Origin of the sequence: Polynucleobacter sp. AP-Kaivos-20-H2, assembly GCF_018882215.1 — a bacterium.
GTDB lineage: Bacteria > Pseudomonadota > Gammaproteobacteria > Burkholderiales > Burkholderiaceae > Polynucleobacter.
This window is the reverse complement of the sequence record NZ_JACVOX010000003.1, coordinates 43,420-65,546: the sequence shown is the minus strand read 5'-3', so window position 1 is coordinate 65,546 and position 22,127 is coordinate 43,420. Positions and strand designations below refer to the sequence as shown.

22 protein-coding genes and 1 riboswitch are annotated in these 22,127 nt (G+C 46.7%); of the genes, 6 read left to right on the top strand and 16 right to left on the bottom strand.

Going from position 1 to position 22,127, the window contains the following annotated elements:
* Positions 1 to 15 precede the first annotated feature (15 nt).
* A complete protein-coding gene (locus ICE89_RS08885) occupies positions 16 to 1,203 on the top strand; it encodes a class I SAM-dependent methyltransferase (protein WP_216265631.1) in 1,188 nt (395 codons plus the stop codon).
* 9 nt (positions 1,204 to 1,212) lie between these two features.
* Here ICE89_RS08885 and ICE89_RS08880 read toward each other — a convergent pair whose 3' ends face one another.
* The 3 genes from ICE89_RS08880 to ICE89_RS08870 are packed head-to-tail and all read right to left on the bottom strand — an operon-like array spanning position 1,213 to position 5,249.
* Positions 1,213 to 2,343 carry a polynucleotide adenylyltransferase gene (locus ICE89_RS08880; RefSeq protein ID WP_216265630.1) on the bottom strand — a complete coding sequence of 377 codons (1,131 nt, stop codon included), beginning with the start codon at positions 2,341 to 2,343 and terminating at the stop codon, positions 1,213 to 1,215.
* The gene (locus ICE89_RS08875) at positions 2,343 to 3,251 is read right to left on the bottom strand and encodes a complex I NDUFA9 subunit family protein (protein WP_216265629.1); all 909 of its coding nucleotides are present in this window, start codon (positions 3,249 to 3,251) and stop codon (positions 2,343 to 2,345) included. Before ICE89_RS08875 ends, ICE89_RS08880 begins: the two co-directional genes overlap by 1 nt.
* Before the next feature lie 39 nt (positions 3,252 to 3,290).
* The gene (locus ICE89_RS08870; protein ID WP_216265628.1) at positions 3,291 to 5,249 is read right to left on the bottom strand and encodes a lytic transglycosylase domain-containing protein; all 1,959 of its coding nucleotides are present in this window, start codon (positions 5,247 to 5,249) and stop codon (positions 3,291 to 3,293) included.
* 93 nt (positions 5,250 to 5,342) lie between these two features.
* Between ICE89_RS08870 and ICE89_RS08865 the strand changes: the two genes are divergently transcribed.
* Entirely contained in the window at positions 5,343 to 5,960 is a 618-nt protein-coding gene (locus tag ICE89_RS08865) for a 5-formyltetrahydrofolate cyclo-ligase (RefSeq protein ID WP_255558784.1), read from the top strand.
* Position 5,961: 1 nt separating this feature from the next.
* Here the strand turns inward: ICE89_RS08865 and metF are convergent, their stop codons facing one another.
* From metF to metK, 3 genes are all read right to left on the bottom strand, one after another.
* Positions 5,962 to 6,792, bottom strand: coding sequence for a methylenetetrahydrofolate reductase [NAD(P)H] (gene metF, locus ICE89_RS08860; protein ID WP_216265626.1), 831 nt, complete (start codon positions 6,790 to 6,792; stop codon positions 5,962 to 5,964).
* A gap of 31 nt (positions 6,793 to 6,823) precedes the next feature.
* Positions 6,824 to 8,269, bottom strand: coding sequence for an adenosylhomocysteinase (gene ahcY / locus ICE89_RS08855; protein ID WP_216262953.1), 1,446 nt, complete (start codon positions 8,267 to 8,269; stop codon positions 6,824 to 6,826).
* A gap of 61 nt (positions 8,270 to 8,330) precedes the next feature.
* Positions 8,331 to 8,443: riboswitch (S-adenosyl-L-homocysteine riboswitch) on the bottom strand.
* A 67-nt stretch (positions 8,444 to 8,510) separates the two neighbouring features.
* Positions 8,511 to 9,677, bottom strand: coding sequence for a methionine adenosyltransferase (gene metK / locus ICE89_RS08850; RefSeq protein ID WP_216265625.1), 1,167 nt, complete (start codon positions 9,675 to 9,677; stop codon positions 8,511 to 8,513).
* A 235-nt stretch (positions 9,678 to 9,912) separates the two neighbouring features.
* Here metK and ICE89_RS08845 point away from each other — a divergent pair, with 235 nt between their 5' ends.
* The 3 genes from ICE89_RS08845 to dapF are packed head-to-tail and all read left to right on the top strand — an operon-like array spanning position 9,913 to position 12,568.
* Entirely contained in the window at positions 9,913 to 10,755 is an 843-nt protein-coding gene (locus tag ICE89_RS08845) for a lipid A biosynthesis acyltransferase (protein WP_216265624.1), read from the top strand.
* Positions 10,755 to 11,654, top strand: a complete 900-nt coding sequence (locus ICE89_RS08840) for a lipid A biosynthesis acyltransferase (protein WP_216265623.1) — start codon at positions 10,755 to 10,757, stop codon at positions 11,652 to 11,654. The genes ICE89_RS08845 and ICE89_RS08840 overlap by 1 nt, the downstream gene beginning before the upstream one ends.
* 59 nt (positions 11,655 to 11,713) lie before the next feature.
* On the top strand, positions 11,714 to 12,568 hold the full coding sequence (dapF, locus tag ICE89_RS08835; RefSeq protein WP_216265826.1) for a diaminopimelate epimerase: 855 nt from the start codon (positions 11,714 to 11,716) through the stop codon (positions 12,566 to 12,568).
* A gap of 12 nt (positions 12,569 to 12,580) precedes the next feature.
* Here dapF and pyrE read toward each other — a convergent pair whose 3' ends face one another.
* Positions 12,581 to 13,249 (bottom strand): orotate phosphoribosyltransferase, encoded by a 669-nt coding sequence (gene pyrE / locus ICE89_RS08830; protein ID WP_216265622.1) that lies wholly within the window; start codon positions 13,247 to 13,249, stop codon positions 12,581 to 12,583.
* Between the two features lie 8 nt (positions 13,250 to 13,257).
* Here pyrE and ICE89_RS08825 point away from each other — a divergent pair, with 8 nt between their 5' ends.
* Positions 13,258 to 14,040, top strand: coding sequence for an exodeoxyribonuclease III (locus tag ICE89_RS08825; RefSeq protein WP_216265621.1), 783 nt, complete (start codon positions 13,258 to 13,260; stop codon positions 14,038 to 14,040).
* Between the two features lie 40 nt (positions 14,041 to 14,080).
* Here the strand turns inward: ICE89_RS08825 and ICE89_RS08820 are convergent, their stop codons facing one another.
* The 9 genes from ICE89_RS08820 to ICE89_RS08780 form a co-directional block, all read right to left on the bottom strand.
* On the bottom strand, positions 14,081 to 15,400 hold the full coding sequence (locus ICE89_RS08820; protein ID WP_216265620.1) for an MFS transporter: 1,320 nt from the start codon (positions 15,398 to 15,400) through the stop codon (positions 14,081 to 14,083).
* 15 nt (positions 15,401 to 15,415) lie between these two features.
* The gene (metW, locus tag ICE89_RS08815) at positions 15,416 to 16,009 is read right to left on the bottom strand and encodes a methionine biosynthesis protein MetW (protein WP_216265619.1); all 594 of its coding nucleotides are present in this window, start codon (positions 16,007 to 16,009) and stop codon (positions 15,416 to 15,418) included.
* Positions 16,006 to 17,145 carry a homoserine O-acetyltransferase gene (locus tag ICE89_RS08810; protein WP_216265618.1) on the bottom strand — a complete coding sequence of 380 codons (1,140 nt, stop codon included), beginning with the start codon at positions 17,143 to 17,145 and terminating at the stop codon, positions 16,006 to 16,008. Before ICE89_RS08810 ends, metW begins: the two co-directional genes overlap by 4 nt.
* Entirely contained in the window at positions 17,142 to 17,792 is a 651-nt protein-coding gene (gene slmA, locus ICE89_RS08805) for a nucleoid occlusion factor SlmA (protein ID WP_216265617.1), read from the bottom strand. The genes ICE89_RS08810 and slmA overlap by 4 nt, the downstream gene beginning before the upstream one ends.
* Positions 17,793 to 17,802: 10 nt before the next feature.
* A complete protein-coding gene (gene argB / locus ICE89_RS08800; protein WP_216262894.1) occupies positions 17,803 to 18,705 on the bottom strand; it encodes an acetylglutamate kinase in 903 nt (300 codons plus the stop codon).
* A gap of 13 nt (positions 18,706 to 18,718) precedes the next feature.
* Positions 18,719 to 19,096: an RNA polymerase-binding protein DksA gene (gene dksA, locus ICE89_RS08795; protein WP_072582887.1), complete on the bottom strand. Its 378-nt coding sequence runs from the start codon at positions 19,094 to 19,096 to the stop codon at positions 18,719 to 18,721.
* 222 nt (positions 19,097 to 19,318) lie between these two features.
* Complete coding sequence (locus tag ICE89_RS08790) at positions 19,319 to 20,389, bottom strand: GTP-binding protein (RefSeq protein WP_216265616.1); 1,071 nt, start codon at positions 20,387 to 20,389, stop codon at positions 19,319 to 19,321.
* A 69-nt stretch (positions 20,390 to 20,458) separates the two neighbouring features.
* A complete protein-coding gene (locus ICE89_RS08785; protein WP_216265615.1) occupies positions 20,459 to 21,460 on the bottom strand; it encodes a tyrosine recombinase XerC in 1,002 nt (333 codons plus the stop codon).
* On the bottom strand, positions 21,441 to 22,115 hold the full coding sequence (locus ICE89_RS08780) for a DUF484 family protein (RefSeq protein WP_216262897.1): 675 nt from the start codon (positions 22,113 to 22,115) through the stop codon (positions 21,441 to 21,443). Before ICE89_RS08780 ends, ICE89_RS08785 begins: the two co-directional genes overlap by 20 nt.
* Between the last annotated feature and the right edge of the window lie 12 nt (positions 22,116 to 22,127).

Here is a 22,127-nt window from a genome sequence, read left to right as displayed (position 1 = left end):
TTAGACTAGCGAGCTATGGATATTACCTTGACCAGCCTTGAAACGGAGCATAGTGCGCTTCTAAAGGCCAAAATAGCCTCTCAAATCGCCTTAAAGGGCGGCTGGCTGCCATTCTCTCGCTATATGGAGATGGCTTTATATGAGCCCAGGATGGGCTATTACAGCGCTGGCGCTCATAAACTAGGTGCCGGCGGCGATTTCACTACTGCCCCTGAATTAAGCCCTCTCTTTGGCGCAGCCATTTGCTCAACTCTCCTACCGGTACTTGAGGGGCTAAAGGAAAAAGGTCTGCCCACTCAAATCTTGGAGTTTGGTGCTGGAACAGGCAAGCTTGCTACTTCAATACTTACCCGCCTGAATGACCTTGGCTTTCATTTGGATCGTTACGACATTATCGAAATTTCGCCAGACTTAGCGCAGCGACAACAAGAAAGAATTAGAAATACTGTTGAACAACTCGATCTTAAGACCCCATGCAATTGGTTAACGGGGTTACCTGAGAATTTCAAAGGCATCATTCTGGCCAACGAAGTGATTGATGCCATTCCTTGTGATGCCATCATTTATCAAAATGGATTTTGGTATTGGTACGGTGTTGCATTTGAAAACGACAAGCTCGTTTGGAAAGTGGGTGCACCAGTCGAACAACCACGACTTCCTGAAAGCCTTCTCAGCGGTAATTTCTCAGAAGGCTATGTCACCGAACTACACACGCCAGCAAACGCCTGGATGCAACAAGTTGCTAAACATTTAGATGCCGGCCTGTTCCTCACGTTTGACTATGGTTTTCCTGAGAGTGAGTACTACCACCCGCAAAGACTTGAAGGCACCTTAATGGCCCACCATCGCCACCATGCAATTCAAGATCCATTTCATCTGCCTGGTCTTTGCGACTTAACATCGCACGTTGAGTGGTCCCAAATTGCTCGTAGCGCGTTGGCTCAAAATGTAGATGATGTGTATCTTACCAACCAGGCCGCCTATCTACTAGATGCAGGTATTGGTGACATTGCTTTAGAAATTGGCGACCCAAGTGATCCAGAAACTTTTCTACCGATTTCTAACTCTTTACAAAAACTGTTGTCCGAGGCCGAGATGGGTGAACTCTTTAAAGCTTTTGCATTTTCAAAGAAATTAGAAAGTTTGCTGCCGGGATATGTGATCGAAGATTTGCCAGGCTTACGCGGCAGAAATAGGCTGTAGACGCTTGTTTTAAGAAGCTAGAGCCATAGTAATTGCAGACAACCTGGCAGACTCAAATGCGCTGCCAATCCGCTCGCCGTTGGATCGATCTTCCGCAGCTACGCCAGCAATAATTTCGGCTGTATTGATAGTTTGAGTAGTACGCATTGCATTAATCAGAGGGGAAACAGGCATTCCTAATTTATCCGCAAGATTCAAAAGTGCTTGTGCTCGATCTGGCTTACGCCAAACATCTGCACGGTTGAACCAATTCAAAACGTCAACCACCTGATAAGAAGCATTGGGATACTTGCTTATCAAGACCCTAAGATCGCTAAATATTTCACTGAAATCTCGCACATCAATTGGCATGCGTACACATTCAGCCCATGAACGAATTTCATTTGCAGGTAAATTCATTAGCGTAATTGCGCAGCGCTCTTCAATACTATTTCCAGCTAAGGAAAAATACGCGTTGAGCTCTTCACGAAACGACTCTTCAGACAGTTGGGTGGTCAATGAAGGCGCCAATATCGTTCTGGCAGCACCGGCATCCAATAAAACCTGAAACAGGCGCATCGGCTTAGAAGCAATTAAGCCTCTGGCTAATTCCTGCCAAATGCGTTCTGCCGATAGGGCATTTAATTCGCCTGATTGAGCAATGGCCTTAAGAGCATTGAGCGTTTCAGGAGCAACACTAAATTCAGGAAAGCGCGCAGCAAAGCGAGCAATGCGCAAGAGGCGCAATGGATCTTCTGCAAATGCATCTGACACATGACGAAATACTTTGGCAGCCAAATCTTCTTGGCCGTTATAAGGATCAATAATGGTGCCGAATTGCTTTCCATCAGCGCCCACTTCTTGCGCCATTGCATTGATTGTTAAATCACGACGCTCTAAGTCTTGCTCCAGAGTGACAGAAGGGTCGGCATAAAAGTTAAAGCCTTTGTAGCCTTTACCAGTCTTGCGCTCAGTGCGCGCCAGTGCATATTCAGCCTGCGTCTCTGGATGCAAAAACACTGGAAAATCTTTGCCGATAGGACGAAAGTCCTTAGCAACCATCTCTTCTACGCTGGAGCCCACCACAACATAATCAATGTCGTGCACAGGCAAACCCATGAGGGTGTCCCTAATGGCTCCGCCTACTGCGTAGATTTTCATTACTGCATACCCTCTAGGCTACGACGACTCATTTTGAATACTTCCGGCAAGGCATCAACACTATTCACTGGCAAAGTATTGGGTACTTGCATAGAGGCAATATTGTCACGAGACATCAATGTAGGACCGGGCAAGAATTCAAATGCCAATGCCTGTAGATAGCCTACAAAAGCAGGCACAGGAATGATGAGGCACGAGGTTTTAGCCTTACGTGCAGCAAACTCAACAATCTCTTTCATGGTGTAAACCGTTGGGCCAACCAAGTCATAGGACTGACGAATTGTTTGAGGCATCGATAAGGATTTAACAAATGCACCCGCAACATCATCTACGCTCACCGGCTGAAACTGCGCCTGGGAATTTGCTAAAGGCATAGCAGGAAACAACTTAGTCAACTTAGAAAACAAATTAATGAATTGATCCTGCGCACCAAAAATGACTGAAGGCCTAAAGATAGTCCAATCTAAATTGCTGGCCTTGACTGCAGCCTCGCCATCACCTTTGCTGCGCTGATACATTGATGGGCCATGAGAGTCGGCACCCAATGCGCTCATATGTAAATAGCGCTTTAAGCCATGGAGCTGCATTGCCGTAATAATGTTTTTAGGCAGCTCTACATGCGCAGCTTTAAATACCTTTCCATAAGGCTGAGCAGGCTTATCGTGCAGCACTCCGACCAAATTGATCACGGCACCATTTTGCTTAATGCGCTCACAAAGGCTCTGCAGCTCATCAAACTCATGAACATCAGCCTCTTCGACATGTACCTTGGGCAACATGCGTAATTCACGTGCAGCGCCTAAATGGCCTGTTGGAACCAATACGGAATAACCTGCTAGTTGAAGTTGCGCAGCAATGACTCGCCCCACAAATCCATTGCCACCGATTAGAAGAATGTCATATTTCATAGGAAGCTTTCTTTGTTTAGTGCAGTATTCATTGGTGGTTTAAGGAAGTTCAGATTGAGTAGCAGCCTTCGGTGTAATGACACCTAGGCGCTGTTTTAAAGATTGTGGCTGACCATTCATCACCGATGAATAGTAATTTGCATTAGAGAGCACATTCTTCACATACACACGTGTCTCAGTAAACGGAATAGTTTCTGCAAAAATAGCGCCCTCTGTAGGGCCAGATAATTTTTCCCGCCAAGCCTTTGAGCGCGAAGGGCCTGCGTTATAGGCCGCGGAAGCCAAAACCCAAGACCCATCTAAATCGATCAAAACCATATTTAAATAATTACTACCTAAAGTTAAATTGGTATTCGTATCGCTCAATTTGTCATTGGTGTAATTGGCCATTCCAATTTTCTTAGCCACGTACTTTGCAGTATTCGGCATCACTTGCATTAATCCAGAAGCACCCACAGAAGAGGCGGCATTCATAATGAAGCGTGACTCTTGACGAATTAAGCCGTAAGCCCAAGCAAGATTGAGGTCTATTTGACGCGCAATCGGAGATAGCTCTTCTTTATAAGGAGTTGGGTAGCGCAAGCTAAAGTCGTGCTCTTGCTTGGTACGATCGGCAGTGTTAACGACGCGGTCATATAAATTGATTCGCTTTGCATACTCAGCAGCTGCAAGCAACTGCTTGTCAGTCATATTACGCAATTCCCAGTTCCACTCGCGATTACCTTCAAAGCGAAGATTCATAGCATACAAGCGCTCACCACGAATAAAGCCCTTGCGGCTAGCCATCGCATCAATCTCCTGCTCAGTCACCTTCGTTTTAGGAGGCGCATTATTAGATTTGCCTAATTCTTCACGCGCAAGCTGACCATAAAAGTTATATTGATCAGCAATCATTTCAAAACTGTCTTTGGCCTTTACATCTTGGCCTTCGGCCTTCAATGCGCGGCCATACCAATAGGTCCACGCGGGGTCCTTAGAGCGAACCGCCGGGTTCATACCATCAATTGCATTTTTAACCAGGACCCAATCTTTGGCACGCAAGCCTGCGCGCACTTTCCATTCTTGTGACTCGACTGAAAGGAGTTCGTTAAAGCCCAGCTCTTGCTGTAAGCGATACGCATCGTCCGCATTGGGGTCTAATTTCTTGGCTAAAAATTGTCCAATCACGCCCCAAGCAACCGCTTGGTTTTCTTTGCTATAGCGTGAAGCGTTTTGAGAAAAGTCACGATAGGCCTTTGCTGGATCAGCCTTTGCTACTTTAACAATATCCGCAATTGGGTCTTCACCACCAATACGTCGCGCCATGGTGTCGTAGCCTTTCTCGCTGGCCGCACGCCCAATAGCCTTGGCTTCACTTGGAGCCATGCCGCCCGCAGCAACCAATGATGGAACCAACTCTTGGCATGCTTGTCCAAAATAACTTGGATCCAATAACACTGCTCGTGAATCAATGGCTAATTTAGTTGGGTTTTCGCCTTGAGATAATTTTGATAGCAAGGAATAGCACTTCACTTGTGTATCGTCATCCAATACAAACTTGGCATACTCAGCGTCAAAACGTGCCCAATCCCTCCGCTTCCCCAAAACCAATAACCAATCATTGCGCATACGGTCAGCCAATGCAGTGCCTTGGTATTGATTTAAAAATGCGACTACTTGAGCATCTGCACCATAGTCATTGCGCGCGCTACCGGCGCTATCAAATAACTGTGGCTTGATCCGGAAGTAGGCCACATAGTCATCAAATGGATAATTAACTAAATTGGATGAAAGTTGCTGGGTACGAAAAACATCATTCTTTTTTGCAGCTTCGCGCAAATCGATAAACATCCGATCTGTATCGGTAATTTCAGCTGGAGCAGCCTTGCTTTCATAAGACTTGGGCAGGCTTGGCTTCTTCAGCTTTTCTGCATAGGAATTGGACGCACCTAGTACTAGGCCCAAAACCAGAATTTTGGCCCACTCAAGGTATTTGCTGTTTACTATTACAAACTTCATTCTTCCGATCCAACCCTATCTCTATTTGCAAGGCTAGAGGCCTTGCAGAACTTGATTACTATATTCTTTAATTTTCGCCTGATAATGTTCGATATGCACGGTAATTCACCAAAAACTCTTCGCCAAGATTTATTAAAACAACGCAAAGAATTTACTGCCGGGAATAGCTACGCTTCTGCAAAAGCAGACCTAATTGCAGGCCTCAATCATTTTTTAGCCAATGAAGGCAAATCTATTCGCTCAATCGCCCTTTATTGGCCCATTCAAGATGAAATTGATTTACGCCCAACTTTATTAAGCTGGATGAAGAATGCCCCTCAGCGCCGCTTAGCACTGCCCTATGCGCGCTCGGATAAGCATCTTGATTTTTTTGAGTGGCAGGAGGGGGATGTATTAATTCCAAGCGCTCACGGCGTTCCTGAGCCTAGTCTAGAAAACACTGCCAGGCTACAACTCATTCCTGACTGCATCCTAATTCCCTGTGTTGGCTGGTCTAGCTCTGTTGTGAGCGGTAAAGCACACTATTGGCGACTAGGCTATGGCGGCGGGTATTTTGATCGAACTCTGGCGCAGCTACGAAAAGACAATCCAAGTCTCATTTGCTTGGGGATTGGATTTGATTGGCAAAAATTAGAGGATTCTCAATGGGCCGCTCAAACACATGACGAGCCCTTGGATATGCTGTTGACGGAGTCTGGCTTACTAAGTTGATTTACTTCGTTAAATCCAAATTGTCTGCAATCGCTAAAACCGCATCGGCCTGATTTAGCGAGTAGAAATGAATGCCAGGTGCGCCAGCAGTTAACAACTGATCGCACAAGTCTGTCACCACTTCTTCGCCAAATGCACGAATAGAGGCAATATCATCACCGTAGGATTGAAGGCGTAAACGAATCCAGCGTGGGATTTCTGCGCCACAGGCATCAGAGAATCGCAATAATTGGCTGCTATTGGTAATCGGCATAATGCCGGCAATGATTGGCTGCGTAACGCCCAATTCATAAGCCTCGTCTACGAAGCGGAAGTATGCATCGCTGTTGTAAAAATACTGCGTGACGGCAGAGTTTGCACCCGCCTTCATCTTTTGCACAAAGAAATCGATATCACTAGCAGGCGACTTCGCTTGTGGGTGCGTTTCTGGATAAGCGGCTACATCGATATGAAACCAATCGCCCGTTTCTGAGCGAATAAATTCAACCAACTCATTAGCATGATGAAACTCGCCATACTGACCCATGCCAGATGGCAAGTCACCGCGCAAAGCCACAATGCGCTTCACACCTAAAGCTTGATATTGCTTGAGCATCTCGCGCACGCTTTCACGTGAGCTGCCCACACAAGACAAGTGAGGAGCAACTGCTGCACCGGCAGCATGAATGTCGCTCACCACTTTTAAAGTACCGGACTGAGTAGAGCCACCGGCACCAAAGGTCACGGAATAAAACGCAGGCTTGAGTGTTTCACTGAAACGCTCGCGCACCAGATGCAACTTACTCTCACCTTCAGGTGTTTTTGGAGGAAAGAATTCGACGCTTAATTCCATGATTTTGGGCCTAGGTTTCTATGTGACTGGATTAATAACGGTAGTGGTCAGCCTTGTATGGACCTTGCTTCGTTACGCCAATGTAAGAAGCTTGCTGATCAGACAGGACAGTTAACTCGGCATTGAGAGTCTTGAGCTGTAGACGTGCAACCTTCTCATCCAAATGCTTAGGCAATGTATAAACACCGATTGGGTATTTATCTGTACCTACTGCATTCCACAATTCAATTTGTGCAATCACCTGGTTTGCAAATGAAGAGCTCATGACATACGAAGGATGCCCTGTGCCGCAACCCAGGTTCACCAAACGACCTTTAGCCAAAATAATGATGCGCTTTTCAGGCTTGCCATTGGCGGCCGGGAAAATCACGTGATCAACTTGTGGTTTGATTTCTTCCCACTTGTATTTCTCAATTCCAGCAACATCGATCTCATTATCAAAGTGCCCGATATTACAAACGATGGCTTGATTCTTCATCTTAGCCATGTGGTCATGTGTAATCACATGGTAGTTACCTGTTGCAGAAACAAAGATGTCCGCTTTATCAGCAGCGTAATCCATCGTCACAACACGGTAGCCTTCCATCGCAGCTTGCAATGCGCAGATTGGGTCTACTTCAGTCACCCAAACTTGAGCTGACAAGGCACGTAATGCTTGAGCTGAGCCTTTACCCACATCGCCGTAACCACAAACTACTGCAACCTTACCGGCTACCATTACGTCCGTAGCACGCTTAATTGCATCTACCAAAGATTCGCGGCAACCATAAAGGTTATCGAATTTACTCTTAGTAACTGAGTCATTGACGTTGATAGCTGGGAACTTTAACTCGCCCTTAGCAAACATTTGATACAGGCGATGTACCCCAGTGGTGGTTTCTTCTGTAACACCTTTAACTTTTTCTAAACGAGTTGAATACCAAGTTGGATCTTGCGCCAATTTATTCTTAATGGCAGCAAACAAAATAGTTTCTTCTTCGCTCGTTGGATTGTTCAAGCAAGCTTGATCTTTTTCAGCACGTGCGCCAAGGTGCAATAATAAAGTTGCGTCGCCGCCATCATCCAAAATCATATTGGTATAGCCGCCATCAGCCCACTCAAAAATACGGTGGGTAAAGTCCCAGTACTGCTCAAGTGTTTCGCCTTTAATAGCAAATACTGGTGTGCCATTAGCAGCGATTGCAGCAGCAGCGTGGTCTTGTGTGGAGAAAATATTGCAAGATGCCCATTGAACTTCAGCACCGAGTGCCTCAAGCGTCTCGATCAAGACTGCAGTTTGAATGGTCATGTGTAATGAACCAGTAATGCGTGCGCCACGCAATGGCTGTTGTGCAGCAAATTCATCACGAATGGCGATCAGACCAGGCATTTCAGTTTCAGCAATAGCGATTTCTTTGCGACCAAAGTCAGCCAAAGAGATATCAGCGATTGCGCAACGAGTTGCTACAAAGTTATTTAAATCAGAAACGGTATTCATTAATGCTCCAGCTAAATACGATCCAATGCTGGAGTAGAAACTCGCTAGCCATTGAATCATGGGTTAGCGAGCGCGGTTGCAATTAGCAAACTCCGAGGATTACCTTAGAGCCCACTCCCTTCAAGCCTGGGGAAGTACTGGGTCTCAGCATTCCTTGCAACGCTCCTTGAAGGTATGCCGTAATTGTAAACAATTACGGCATATTTCGCCTCAATACACCTACAAACTGCGTATTTCCTACTTACTGACCTGCTGCGGCACGTAATGCAGCTGCTTTGTCTGTTTGCTCCCAAGTAAATTCTGGCTCTTCACGACCAAAGTGGCCGTAAGCAGCAGTCTTTTTATAAATTGGGCGCAAGAGGTTCAGCATCTTCACAATACCTTTTGGACGCAAGTCAAAGTGCTCAGATACCAATTGAGCAATCTTCTCATCCGAAATCTTGCCAGTACCAAAAGTGCTCACCATGACTGAGGTTGGTTTAGCAACGCCAATCGCATAGGAGATCTGAATCAAGCACTTGCTTGCCAAACCAGCAGCAACCACGTTCTTCGCAACATAACGTCCAGCGTATGCAGCAGAACGGTCAACCTTAGATGGATCTTTACCAGAGAAAGCGCCGCCGCCGTGAGGAGCTGCACCGCCGTAGGTATCAACAATAATTTTGCGACCAGTTAAACCACAATCGCCCTGTGGCCCGCCGATTACAAAACGACCGGTTGGGTTTACCAAGAAATTAATAGCGCCTTTGATCAAATGCTTAGGCAATACTGGTTTGATGATTTCTTCGATCACTGCTTCACGCAATTTTTCGAGGGAAATTTCTTCATCGTGTTGAGTAGACAACACAACTGTGTCGATAGAGTCAGGCTTGCCATCGACATAACGCAAGGTCACTTGTGACTTCGCGTCAGGACGCAACCAGTTCAAACGGCCATCGCGACGCAACTGTGACTGACGCTCAACCAAGCGGTGTGACAAGTGAATTGGCAAAGGCATGAGCTCTGCGGTTTCATCACAAGCGTAACCAAACATGAGGCCTTGGTCACCAGCTCCTTGATCCAAGCCGTCATCATGGGCTTTATCAACACCTTGAGCGATATCAGGGCTCTGCTTGTCGTAAGCGACCAATACTGCACAACCTTTGTAGTCGATACCGTAGTCAGTGTTGTCGTACCCAATTTCACGTAAGGTATTACGCGCAACTTGGATGTAGTCAACGTTAGCGTTAGTAGTAATTTCACCAGCCAAAACGACTAAGCCAGTGTTGCACAAAGTTTCTGCTGCTACACGTGCAGTAGGATCTTGAGCCAAGATGGCATCGAGAATCGAATCAGATATTTGGTCTGCTACTTTATCGGGGTGGCCTTCAGAAACAGATTCTGAGGTAAAGAAGTAATCATTTGCCATTGCATATTCCTTTAATAATTAACACGATCTTGGGACAACTCGACGTGCCAGGAACCACAACGGCGACGCTTTAGCAGAATTTATGAATCGCCCTGCAAGTTGCCTTAACTCAGCGATGTTAGAATTCTATCCGAAAAATGCTTAATTGGCCAAGACTAAGCAATTTCCACACTCCTGTAGCAGCTTTGAATATCATTGGGGGGTGAGAAAAACCCTTCTAAAGCTCTGTCTTAATATGATTGCCATGCTACCCCTTGCGGTAGTGCAGCTTATTGGGGCATTTTTAGGCATTCTGGCTTATATAGGCTCAAAAAAATACCGCTCACTCTTTCGCCCACAATATGAAGCTGCATTGACAGTTCGAGGCATACCATTTAGGTTATGGGCCGCAGTTAGAGCTTCTGGAATGTTGTTTTCAGACAGTCTATGGATTTGGCGCAACCCCAAAAAAGCTTTGGAGATCACCACAGTTCATAACTGGGATGTTGTTCAAGATGCCATGTCCGAAGGCAAGGGAATGATTATTCTCTGCCCGCATTTGGGTGGCTATGAAATTATTCCTCGTTATCTTGCAAATCATTACCCCGCAACAATTATGTATCGGCCTTCTCGACAGGAATGGCTGAACGAGGTGGTAGAAGAGGGTCGCGCCTACCCAAATATGCATTTTGTACAAACTAACCTAAACGGCGTTAGACAAATGACGCGAGCCCTTTCCAAAGGAGAGGTAATCGCCATCCTTCCAGATCAAGTCCCAAGCGGGGGCGATGGCATTTGGGCTAATTTTTTTGGGCGCCCCGCTTACACAACTACATTACCAATTCGTCTTGCAAACCGACACAACACTCCAGCAGTTATGTTTACAGCAAAACGAGGTATTTTGGGTGGGGGCTGGGTTATTGACGCTAAACGTTTAGATTCTTTTTCAGATGACCCCAATATTGCCGTTAAAGAATTAAATACAGCAATTGAGGCTGCCATATTGGTTGCTCCAGAACAATTTATTTGGTCATACAATCGTTACAAGCACCCCGCCGGCGCAGAATTGCCCCAAGCAATTAGTTATAAAATTTTGTAATGACCTGGTTACAAAACCTCTTCAACTTCTTGGCGCTCAGTCTTTTGCGCCTCTTTGCTTTCCTGCCTTATACGATCACCGTCCATGTGGGCTATAGCCTGGGCTGGCTTGCCGCCCATATTCCAAACAGCCGCACCCATGTAGTAAAAACCAATTTACATTTGTGCTTTCCCAATCTCAGTGAAAAAGAGCTCGATGATCTGGCGATTGAGCATTGGAAATTATTTGGCCGCAGCGTATTAGAGAGGAGTCGCATCTGGCTGGGTAGTGGCAAACAAATTACCGATATCGTTACCATTGAATCAGCGATTACTTTGGGAGATCGCAAGCCACGCCTACTGATTAATCCACACTTCGTTGGGCTGGAAGGCGGCTTTATTGCGCTTTCAGTATTGGCCAATCAACACGACTGGCCCCGTGGTGCTGGCCTTTATCAAAACATGAAGAATCCTTTCTTCAATCAAAAAATGATTGAGTGGAGAAATCGTTTTGGCGGTAAGTCCATTGAGCGACAGAGCCGCTTACGTGACCTGATTCGCGAAATTCAAACGGGTAACTTTATTTTCATTGCCCCTGATATTGACTTGGGTCCACGTGACTCTGTCTTTGTCCCCTTCTTTGGCATCCAAACCAACACCATTACTTCCGTATCCCGCCTTGCAAGGCTGAGCGGTGCTGAAGTATGTTTGATGACAACTACCCTAAACAAAGACCGTAAAGGCTATACCTGCCATATTAGTGAGCCATTGCCAAACTTTCCTAGCGATGATGTCGAAAAAGATACTGCTCGCCTAAATCAATATATCGAGGAGCTTGTTCGAGAAAGACCAGCAGAGTACTATTGGGTTCATAAGCGTTTTAAACACAGGCCTGAAGGCGAACCCAGTCTTTACGATTAAACGGAATTATTTTGAGCACCAATACCAACAATCCAGTACGCAAGCTTCGCTTCACCAAAATGCATGGTGCTGGCAATGATTTCATTGTGCTCAATGGTATCGACCAAGACTTAAGCGGCATTACCAAGGATCAATGGCAGGCCTTAGCCCATCGTCAATTTGGCATTGGTGCCGATCAAATTCTCCTGGTTGAAAAAGCCACACGCCCTGATGCTGATTTTCGGTACCGCATTTTTAATTCGGATGGCGGTGAAGTTGAACAATGCGGTAATGGCTCGCGCTGCTTTGTACGATTTGTGCAAGACCAGCGCTTGTCCAATAAGAATCCTTTGCGCGTGGAAGTGGCGCACACAGTTCTCACTCTCAAGTCCCATCCGGATGGCCAGGTGGAAGTGGATATGGGTGCACCAATTTTTGAGCACAGTCATATTCCATTTAATGCGACTGGTTTGGCAAGCGTTCAAGAATTTCAAGAAACTCTCTATGCGCTTCCTTTGAATTACCCCGCTACTCACGATAGTTTGGTGGGCGTCCTCTCAATGGGCAATCCACATGCCGTCCAAGTAGTTGGTGATATCGAAAGTGCGCCCGTCTTAGAAGAGGGTCCTGAAATTGAAAAGTTTGCTGCGTTTCCTAAAAAAGTAAATGTGGGTTACCTGCAGGCGCTTAATCGCAATGAAATCAAATTGCGTGTCTTTGAACGTGGTACTGGAGAGACGCTAGCCTGTGGTACCGGTGCTTGCGCAGCAGTGATTTCAGGGATTCGCAGAGGCTTGCTAGACTCGCCAGTAAAAGTACATACGCGCGGTGGAGATTTGCAGATTGCTTGGGGCGGGGTCATTGATGGTGTTGCTCAGCCCGTCATCATGACCGGGCCCGCCATTACTGTCTTTGAAGGTGAAACAACAATCTAAAAGTAGCTGCTTTTAGATTCCATATTGATCGCGGTAGGCTTTAACAGCGGGCAAGTAATGAGTGAGCTGAGCATCGCTAGAAGAGGTTAGGAAAGACATTAAGCCAGCTAAGTTAGCAATCGTGACAACTGGCAAACCAAACTCTTGTTCTACGGCCTGCACTGCAGACTTGTCTCCAATTTCAACAGCATTACCTGAGCGCTCCATACGATCCAAAGCGATCAATACCGCTGCAGGCTCTCCTCCCGCTTTGCGAATAAGATCTACGGATTCCTTAACTGAAGTGCCAGCAGAAATCACATCATCAATGATGACAACCCTGCCCTTTACTGGCGCACCAACCAGCATGCCACCTTCACCATGATCCTTAGCTTCTTTGCGATTGTAAGCATATGGAACGTTAATACAGTCATCTGCCAGTGCAATGGCTGTTGCCGCTGCAAGTGTGATTCCCTTATATGCCGGTCCATAAAGCATATCGAACTGAATACCCGATTCTTGCAAAGCTTTGGCGTAATAACGACCCAAAGCGCTTAGACGAGCTCCATCATTAAATTCACCAGCATTAAAGAAATAAGGTGAGAGTCTTCCCGCTTTGGTTTTAAACTCCCCGAAGGACAAAACCTTTGCCTCTAAGGCAAAACGAATAAAGTTATCTTGATTTGAATTATTTGAGCTCATAGGCCTACATGTTACGCATCATTTCCGCGAACCTCAACGGTATCCGTTCCGCAGTCAAAAAAGGCTTTCTGCCATGGGCTGTGAAGCAAAAAGCTGATTTCATTTGTATGCAGGAGCTCAAGGCTCAACGCAATGATCTAGAGGACGCCATTCTGAATCCTGACGGCATGCATGGCTACTTCCACCATGCGGAGAAAAAGGGCTACAGCGGTTGCGGTATTTATACGCCTCATAAGCCAGATGAGGTCTTGTACGGCTATGGCAATGAAGAGTTTGATGCAGAGGGCCGCTATGTAGAGGCACGCTTTAAGGGGCTCTCTGTTATTTCGGTCTACATGCCCTCCGGCTCAAGCTCTCCCGAGCGCCAAGAGGCTAAATATCGCTACCTCGACAGCTTTCTGCCACATCTCGTCTCTCTCAAAAAATCCGGTCGCGAAATCGTCCTATGCGGCGATGTCAACATTGCCCATCAAGAAATTGACCTGAAGAACTGGAAAGGGAATCTCAAAAATTCTGGCTTCTTACCTGAAGAGCGTGCGTGGCTTACCAACCTCTTTAGCAAAGTAGGTTACGTGGACGTCTATCGACACCTTGAACCAGAGGCAACAGAAACTTGCTACACCTGGTGGAGTAATCGAGGCCAAGCCTATGCCAAGAATGTTGGCTGGCGTATTGACTATCACATCACTACCCCCGGTATTGCGGTTACAGCCAAGAAAACTGCGGTGTACAAGGAGGAGAAATTCTCAGACCACGCACCACTTACCGTGGATTACGACTGGAAGATTTAACAAGTAACGGGGAGAATTTACTTTCCCCATTACTCCACTTTTACTCACCCTCTTTTTTGGTCTGCACGATCTTGAAATGAATCGTTGCCCAAATAAGAAGTAGGACTGGGGCGCCAATAATAGCGGTGCCATAGAAGAATGCTTGGTATCCAAAGTTGTCAACAAACACTCCGGAAAAGCCCGCCAACCATTTGGGCAAGAGCAGCATCATCGAACTAAACAAGGCGTACTGGGTGGCTGAGTAGCGAATATTGGTCAGGGCGGACAAGAACGCTATAAAGGCTGCACTAGCGATGCCAGAACTTAAATTATCTGCAGAGATGACCCAAATCAAACCATGTAAATCATGTCCTTGAGTAGCCAGCCAAGCAAACAATACATTGCTGACCGCTGAGAGAACCGCGCCCACAAACAGAATTCGCAACACGCCAAAACGCAATGTGAGCACACCGCCTACAAAAGCGCCAACCAAGGTCATCACTACACCGAATACTTTACTGACGGCTGCAACTTCATCTTTGGTGTAACCCATATCAACATAAAACGGATTAGCCATGATGCCCATCACAACATCACTAATACGGTAGATGGCAATTAAAGACAAAATCAAAATGGCATGCCAGCGATAGCGCGTAATGAATTCTGCAAATGGCTCAACCAAGGTTTGATAAAGCCAGGCTTTAGCAGTGCGTACTTTGGCCAATTCGTATCTTGCTGGCTCTTTACTCAAGAGTGTTGTAATCACTCCCACCCCGATAGAGGCTGCCATACAGAGATAGGCAAATTGCCAGGCACTGGCGTCATAGCCACTTCCTGTTTCAGCCCGAGCAGCAAGCCAGAGCACGCCAGCGCCCGCCCAAATTAGGGCAAGACGATATCCGGTTTGATATGTGGCAGCAAGGGCTGCTTGGTGGTCGCTATTAGCTGACTCGATACGAAAAGCATCTAATGCGATATCTTGAGTGGCAGATCCGAATGCCACCAATAGCGCACACCAAACAATAGAGTTAAGCGCCAGCTTAGGATCTAAAGTCGACATACCGACCAGACCCAAAATGATGAGTGCTTGCGCAAAGAGTAACCAGCTGCGGCGGCGACCAAACAATTGAGTTAAGAGCGGGATTTGTAGACGATCCACAAGCGGAGCCCAAACCCACTTAAAAGCATAGATCAAACCAACCCAAGTTAAGTAACCAATGGTGCTGCGATCAATGCCAGCTTCACGCAGCCAAAAGCTCAGAGTTCCCAGAATAAGTAAGAGAGGAAGGCCTGCGGAGAAGCCCAAGAACAACATGCGCAAACAAGGCCATTCGAGATAAACCCGAAAGTCTTTTAACCAAGATTGAACTGCGGTTAACACCTTTGAATTTTTATCCTAAGCACGACGAATGCGGAATAAAGCAAGGCTACCAAATAAATTTGGCATCAAGGTCACCTGGCGACCCTCATGCAAGATGCATTGATCGATTACCTTCAGGCCAAGATTTGAGGCTAACTTCTCAAAGTCAGCAACCGTGAGTACGCGTACGTTAGGCGTGTTGTACCACTGATAAGGCAAGCTCTTAGAAACTGGCATGCGGCCAAGGCCAACAGCTAATCGATGGGACCAATGTCCGAAGTTTGGAAAGGAGATCACCGACTCTTTACCTACCCGGACCACCTCACGCAAAATCTTTTCAGTTTGATGAATGGTTTGCAGAGTTTGTGACAGCACAACTGTATCAAAACTTCTGTCTTCAAAGAGCGCTAACCCACCCTCTAAATCTTGCTGAATGACATTCAAACCCTTTTGCACACAAGAGAGTACCCGTGAATCATCAATCTCAACGCCATAAGCGTGAACCGGTTTTTGTTTCTGTAAAAACTCCAAGAAACTACCGTCGCCACAACCGAGATCCAAGACTTGAGTATTGGGTGCAATCCAATTAGCTATGGAAGCAAAGTCGGCACGCTTATTAAAATTGCTCATGCTTGAACCTCACGCATTTGCTTAAAGTAAGCGCGGACCAGGTTGTGATAACGCTCGTCATCTAACAGGAAAGCATCATGTCCATGTGGCGCATCGATCTCAGCATAGGTCACTTCACTCTTATTGCTCAGCAAAGATTGCACAATCTCGCGACTGCGATCAGGCGGGAAGCGCCAGTCGGTTGAAAAGCTGACAACCAAAAACTTGGCTTGTACTTCCGCTAGGGCGCGATTCAGACTGCCATCGTAACGACGTGCAGGATCAAAATAATCTAGTGCGCGCGTAATCAATAAATAAGTATTGGCGTCAAAGTAGGTTGAAAACTTATCACCTTGATGACGCAAATAACTCTCAACCTCAAACTCAACATCAAAGCTGAAGCGGTAGTCATTTGACTCACCATTAGGGCGCTGCAACTCTCGTCCAAATTTTTCTGCCATGTCATCATCAGACAAATAGGTGATGTGACCAACCATGCGCGCCAAACGTAAGCCCCGTTTTGGTACCACGCCATGCTCGTAGTAGTTGCCCCCATGAAAGTCGGGGTCTGACAGAATGGCATTACGCGCCACTTCATTGAAAGCAATGTTTTGTGCACTCAGCCTCGGGGTAGATGCCACCACCACGCAGTGATCTATGCGCTTAGGAAACTGAATGGCCCAAGCCATAGCCTGCATGCCGCCCAAGCTTCCGCCCATCACCGCAGCAAACTTCCGAATCCCCAATTTATCAGCCAGGCGGGCCTGAGTATTCACCCAATCCTCAACCGTGACTACAGGGAAATCAGCGCCATATGGCTTGCCGGTAGCGGGATTGATGCTCATTGGCCCAGTAGAACCAAAACAAGAGCCTAAATTATTAACGCCTATGACAAAAAAATGGTTGGTATCCACTGGCTTGCCCGGGCCAATCATGTTGTCCCACCAACCAATATCTTCTGGATCTTCTGGACTTGGTCCCGCTACGTGGTGAGATGCATTGAGTGCATGACAAACAAGAACAGCATTACTTTTATCGGCGTTGAGCTTGCCATAAGTTTCAATGACTAAATCATAGCCAGACAAGATGGCGCCACTCTGCAAAGGCAGGGGCTCGGCAAAATGAATGGTATTTCTAGAGAGGTGTAGCTCGCTCATTCTGACAGAAGAAGGCGCAGACTAACATCGGAGGCTTCAGTTGGCAGCTTCTTAAATCCGCTACGGGCAAAGCGATGCCAACGACCCAAAACAAAACTCATCAGCATGGCAGCACGGATACTGACTTCTTCCTGACCCAACTGCGCCCAATTACCACCTTGGGTTTGGGCGATACGCAGAGCTTGCTTAAGAGATGCCTCGACACGATCGAGCACTTGAGTAATGCGCTCTTGAAGACGATCATCTTCTTGCAATAAAGCATCACCCAATAAAACACGAGTCATGCCAGGATTCTTTTCAGCAAAGAATAAAAGCATTTGCAAGATACCGCGCGCCTGTGCAAGACCAGACTCTTCTTTTTGATTAATTTGATTAATCAACCCAAAGACGGTTTGCTCAATAAAAGAAATCAGGCCCTCGAACATTTGCGCCTTGCTGGCGAAGTGACGATATAGAGCCGCTTCTGATACTTTAATCTTGGCTGCTAAAGCCGCCGTAGTAACACGCTCACCCTTCGGGTTTTGCAACATCTCAGCAAGCACTTGCAGAATTTGTAAGCGGCGTTCACCAGGGCGAGGGCGCTTACGCGCTAAACCAGCGTCAGCGTTGCTGTCGTTGATGTTTGCTGGCTCTAAAGATTCGCGCATGGTTGTCTACTTATCTAGAGCGGATCATCGTACCGAACGCTTGCTCGGTCAGAATTTCTAATAATAAAGAGTGCTCAATACGGCCATCAATGATGTGTACTGAATTCACACCACTCTTGGCAGCATCTAATGCAGAAGAAATCTTCGGCAACATGCCGCCAGAAATAGTGCCATCAGCAAAGAGTGCGTCAATTTCTCGCGCAGTTAAATCTGTCAGTAACTTACCGTCTTTATCCATCACGCCCGGAATGTTAGTCATCATGACCAACTTCTCTGCGTGAAGAATTTCAGCCATCTTGCCAGCCACCAAGTCAGCATTAATGTTGTAAGCCTGACCTTCTGCACTAAAGCCAATAGGAGAAATCACCGGAATAAATGCATCATCCTGCAAAGCTTTAACCACCGCAGGATTAATTGCTTCGATCTCACCAACAAAACCGATATCAACCATTTTGCCTGGCTCTGTATCGCTAGGAATATTCATTTTCTTAGCATGAATCAAGCCGCCATCTTTACCAGTCAAGCCAACAGCTTGGCCACCAAAGTGGTTGATCAACATCACAATATCCTGCTGCACCTCGCCACCTAGAACCCACTCCACCACTTCCATGGTTTCTTCATCAGTTACTCGCATACCTTGAATAAAAGTACCGGTCTTACCAATCTTCTTTAAGGCCTCATCAATTTGCGGGCCTCCGCCATGAACCACTACTGGGTTCATGCCGACCAGTTTTAACAAGATAACGTCGCGCGCAAAACTTTCTTTGAGGCGCTCTTCCACCATTGCGTTTCCGCCGTACTTAATCACAATAGTCTTGCCGTGATACGCGCGGATATAAGGCAAAGCCTCAGCAAGAATCTCCGCCTTTAATAAAGGAGAAATATCACTAATAGTTGGTAAATGCTTAGTCATCGCTACTTAAAATTTATTCGCCAAATAATTTTTGACGGAGTTCACGACGCTCTTGAGCCTCAAGAGAGAGATTGGCTGTAGGCCTTGCAATTAAACGGTTCAAGCCGATTGGCTCACCAGTTTCTTCGCACCATCCATAGTCACCAGACTCAATGCGCGCCAATGCTTGCTCTACTTTTTTGAGCAGCTTGCGCTCTCGATCACGCGTGCGCAATTCCAATGCATGCTCCTCTTCGATCGTTGCACGATCGGCAGGATCAGGAACCAAAATATTTTCACGCAGATGCTCTGTTGTCTCGGAGGCATTCTTCAAAATGTCGTTTTTCAGAGTGAGCAGTTTTTGACGGAAAAAATCTAACTGCGCAGCACTCATGTAGTCCTTGTCGGACATCTTGAGCAACTCTGTCTCAGTTAATGGAGCGCCTTTTGCAACCTTAGCGCTCGCAGCCTTGCTACTAGCTTTTGCAGCGGTTGCTGGTTTTGTTGCTGTTTTTACCGTCATCTCATTCTTTCCTGGTTTGAAGCATTATTGCCTCATTCTGCCAAACTTTTACGGCCCTTTTATTAATATTCATCAATATGGGCCGTGGCGGCGGATTGTACCCGAATCTTGCTAGGCCAAACAGCCCTCAAGCCCTGCCAATAGGGTGTCCTTGGGCAAATCGATGCCTATGAAGACCATACGGGTTTGCTTGGGTTCCGTGCCCCATGGGCCAGCCAAATCACTGCCCATCATCTGGTGAACGCCCTGGAACACTACTTTTCGGCTACTTCCCTTCACGTAGAGCACGCCTTTATAGCGCAACATCTTCTCTCCAAAGACCTCCAAAATGCCCCCCAGGAAGTCTTCCAACTTTTTGTGATTAAAGGGTTTATCACTACGAAAAACAAAGGATTGAATGCGATCAGTATGGCCAGCATGGTCATGATGTTGGTGCTGGTGGTCGTGACTATGATCATGGCCACAGGTACTGTGATCATGGTCGTGACTATGGTCATGACCGCAATCCGCATGGTCATGGTCGTCCTGCTCCAAAAAATGGGGGTCAATATCCAACTTGGCATTGAGATTGAAGCCCTTGAGGTCTAAGACAGCATTCAAGGGCACCACACCCTTAGAAATGCCTGCAATAGGCGCCCTTGGGTTCATATGCATCAGACGATTATGTAAGGCATCTACTTCAGCAGGCGTCACTAAATCGGTCTTAGTAATAAAGATTTGGTCGGCAAAGCCAACTTGGCGCTGAGCCTCTTCATGCTCATTGAGTTGTTGTTGACCGTGCTTGGCATCCACCAGGGTCACTACAGCATCTAAAACATAATGGTCTGCCACATCATCATCCATAAAGAATGTCTGGGCAACGGGGCCAGGATTGGCAACACCTGTGGTTTCAATGACAACGCGATCAAAGCTAATCTTCTTATCTTTGCGTTGCTCCCAAAGCTCATTTAAAGCATCCACGAGATCGCCACGAATGGTGCAGCAAATGCAGCCATTACTCATTTGCACAATGTTCTCTTGGTTGTCTTGCACCAAGATGTCGTTATCAATATTCTCTTCACCGAATTCATTCTCAATGACGGCAATTTTTTTGCCATGCTCTTCAGTCAAGATGTGTTTAAGCAAAGTAGTTTTGCCGCTTCCCAAGAAGCCCGTCAAAATCGTTACTGGAATTAATGCCATGGATCATCCAATCAAAATCTAAAAGCCAACAATTCCCAAAGCGGGAAACCTTCTATCTTACCGAGTTCCTCAGCCTTTGCCAGCCTTTGCGCGGGGATGCGCTTTATCGTATGCCTGAGCTAGGTGCTGAAAATCTAAAGACGTATAAATCTGGGTACTAGCAATGCTGGCGTGCCCCAGCATCTCCTGCACTGCTCTTAAATCTTGTGAGGATTGCAGCACATGGCTCGCAAAGCTATGGCGCATCATATGAGGGTGTACATGAGTGGGTAAACCAGCGCGCATGGCTAAAGTACGCAATCTTGCTTGCACCGTACGAGACGATAAGCGCTTGCCTGTTGCCGACAAAAACAAGGCGATGGATTCTGCTGGATAAGTTTCAGCATCGCGCAGCTCTCGCCACGCAGCAAGTGATTTCATCGCAGGCACACCAACGGGCACCGAACGTCGTTTGCCGCCCTTACCTAAAACAGTTACTTCAGCGGCATCCCAGTCTAGCCAACCAGCAGATTCCTGTTGGCGATCTTTGCTTTGCATTACATCAATCCCCAAAAGCTCCGAAAGGCGCAAACCAGAGGAATATAGCAAATCAATAATGGCTGCGTCGCGTATCGATTCTAGATCCTTTTTTTCTTCGGCCTCTTTGACTGCTTGGTTTACCAAGGAAAGTGCCTGTTCGACGGATAAGGCCTTGGGTAAAGACTTCAGACGCTTGGGTGCCTTGACATCGTCAACCGGATTGGCAATTAAATTGCTTGCTACCTTGCCGGCACGGGCATCGCGTCGCGCATCTTTCTCGGTAAGCCAGTCATACCAGCCACGCCATGCAGAAAGGGCTCTCGCAATACTTCTTGAGGATTTACCTTTGGAATGTAAGCGGCCTGCCCAACGACGTACATGGCCGTTACTCACTCTTAACAACTCAATATTGTCTTCAAGAGCAAAGTTTTGCAGGTCGCTCAGATCCATGCTGTACGCTTTGAGCGTATGCGGCGAAAGTTGACGCAACACATGTAACTCATGCAAATACTCTTGCATGAGAGGATGTAGTTCAGTCGACTTTAATTTCATAAGCCTGGATACGATCCAAAGCTGCAGCAGTTAATTCGGCAATTTGACGCAAATAGAAAGCGCCCATATCCGCCGTAAAGCGGGATTCATCCTTGCTGGCTAACAGTAATACTGCGGGCGATTGAGCGGCGCCAATACTTTTGCCCAATGGCAACCCAATGGCCACCATGCTTTGCCATTCAGGATCAATGCTTGTCTGGCTTGCTAACAAATCTACGCTAGCTGCTGCCAACTCTTTAGCAGAGCCACATAACGGGGTGTCTACCCAAGGACCAAAAGCAGAATTTGGCGACAGCAATTGCGCAGACTCCACCTCAAAGACTTCGGCTAAGCCCGAAGTTATTGCAGCCTCCACGTCTGACTTATTGTTGGCCTTCATCAAACGCAATAACCAAGCAACCAAACTTTGTTGGGTTTTGTCATTACGACTTCCAAAGTGCAACATCTCACTTAAGCGACGATTGAGCTCTTGATTTTGTGTACGCAATACCGTCATCTGACGCTCTTGCAAAGAGATCGCACGATCCTCATGTGGATGCTTAACCCGAATCTCATTAAAGAGATCAGCGTAACGCTCAAAGAAGCCTGGGGTTACACGTAACCACTCTGCAACCAATTCTTCTTGTTCGGCTTGCTTTGGATCGATTGCACTCATGTATTTCTTTCT

Excerpts from the sequence above, each read along its gene's own strand:
- pyrE (WP_216265622.1), bottom strand. The coding sequence starts at position 13,249 with ATGAGCTCAAATAATTCAAATCAAGATAACTTTATTCGTTTTGCCTTA.
- argB (WP_216262894.1), bottom strand. The coding sequence starts at position 18,705 with ATGACTAAGCATTTACCAACTATTAGTGATATTTCTCCTTTATTAAAG.
- ICE89_RS08810 (WP_216265618.1), bottom strand. The coding sequence starts at position 17,145 with ATGAGCGAGCTACACCTCTCTAGAAATACCATTCATTTTGCCGAGCCC.
- ICE89_RS08845 (WP_216265624.1), top strand. The coding sequence starts at position 9,913 with ATGATTGCCATGCTACCCCTTGCGGTAGTGCAGCTTATTGGGGCATTT.
- ICE89_RS08785 (WP_216265615.1), bottom strand. The coding sequence starts at position 21,460 with ATGAAATTAAAGTCGACTGAACTACATCCTCTCATGCAAGAGTATTTG.
- ICE89_RS08880 (WP_216265630.1), bottom strand. The coding sequence starts at position 2,343 with ATGAAAATCTACGCAGTAGGCGGAGCCATTAGGGACACCCTCATGGGT.
- dapF (WP_216265826.1), top strand. The coding sequence starts at position 11,714 with ATGCATGGTGCTGGCAATGATTTCATTGTGCTCAATGGTATCGACCAA.
- ahcY (WP_216262953.1), bottom strand. The coding sequence starts at position 8,269 with ATGAATACCGTTTCTGATTTAAATAACTTTGTAGCAACTCGTTGCGCA.
- ICE89_RS08865 (WP_255558784.1), top strand. The coding sequence starts at position 5,343 with ATGCACGGTAATTCACCAAAAACTCTTCGCCAAGATTTATTAAAACAA.
- ICE89_RS08885 (WP_216265631.1), top strand. The coding sequence starts at position 16 with ATGGATATTACCTTGACCAGCCTTGAAACGGAGCATAGTGCGCTTCTA.
- metK (WP_216265625.1), bottom strand. The coding sequence starts at position 9,677 with ATGGCAAATGATTACTTCTTTACCTCAGAATCTGTTTCTGAAGGCCAC.
- ICE89_RS08870 (WP_216265628.1), bottom strand. The coding sequence starts at position 5,249 with ATGAAGTTTGTAATAGTAAACAGCAAATACCTTGAGTGGGCCAAAATT.
- ICE89_RS08875 (WP_216265629.1), bottom strand. The coding sequence starts at position 3,251 with ATGAAATATGACATTCTTCTAATCGGTGGCAATGGATTTGTGGGGCGA.
- dksA (WP_072582887.1), bottom strand. The coding sequence starts at position 19,096 with ATGTCCGACAAGGACTACATGAGTGCTGCGCAGTTAGATTTTTTCCGT.
- slmA (WP_216265617.1), bottom strand. The coding sequence starts at position 17,792 with ATGCGCGAATCTTTAGAGCCAGCAAACATCAACGACAGCAACGCTGAC.
- ICE89_RS08825 (WP_216265621.1), top strand. The coding sequence starts at position 13,258 with ATGTTACGCATCATTTCCGCGAACCTCAACGGTATCCGTTCCGCAGTC.
- metW (WP_216265619.1), bottom strand. The coding sequence starts at position 16,009 with ATGAGCAATTTTAATAAGCGTGCCGACTTTGCTTCCATAGCTAATTGG.
- ICE89_RS08840 (WP_216265623.1), top strand. The coding sequence starts at position 10,755 with ATGACCTGGTTACAAAACCTCTTCAACTTCTTGGCGCTCAGTCTTTTG.
- metF (WP_216265626.1), bottom strand. The coding sequence starts at position 6,792 with ATGGAATTAAGCGTCGAATTCTTTCCTCCAAAAACACCTGAAGGTGAG.
- ICE89_RS08780 (WP_216262897.1), bottom strand. The coding sequence starts at position 22,115 with ATGAGTGCAATCGATCCAAAGCAAGCCGAACAAGAAGAATTGGTTGCA.
- ICE89_RS08790 (WP_216265616.1), bottom strand. The coding sequence starts at position 20,389 with ATGGCATTAATTCCAGTAACGATTTTGACGGGCTTCTTGGGAAGCGGC.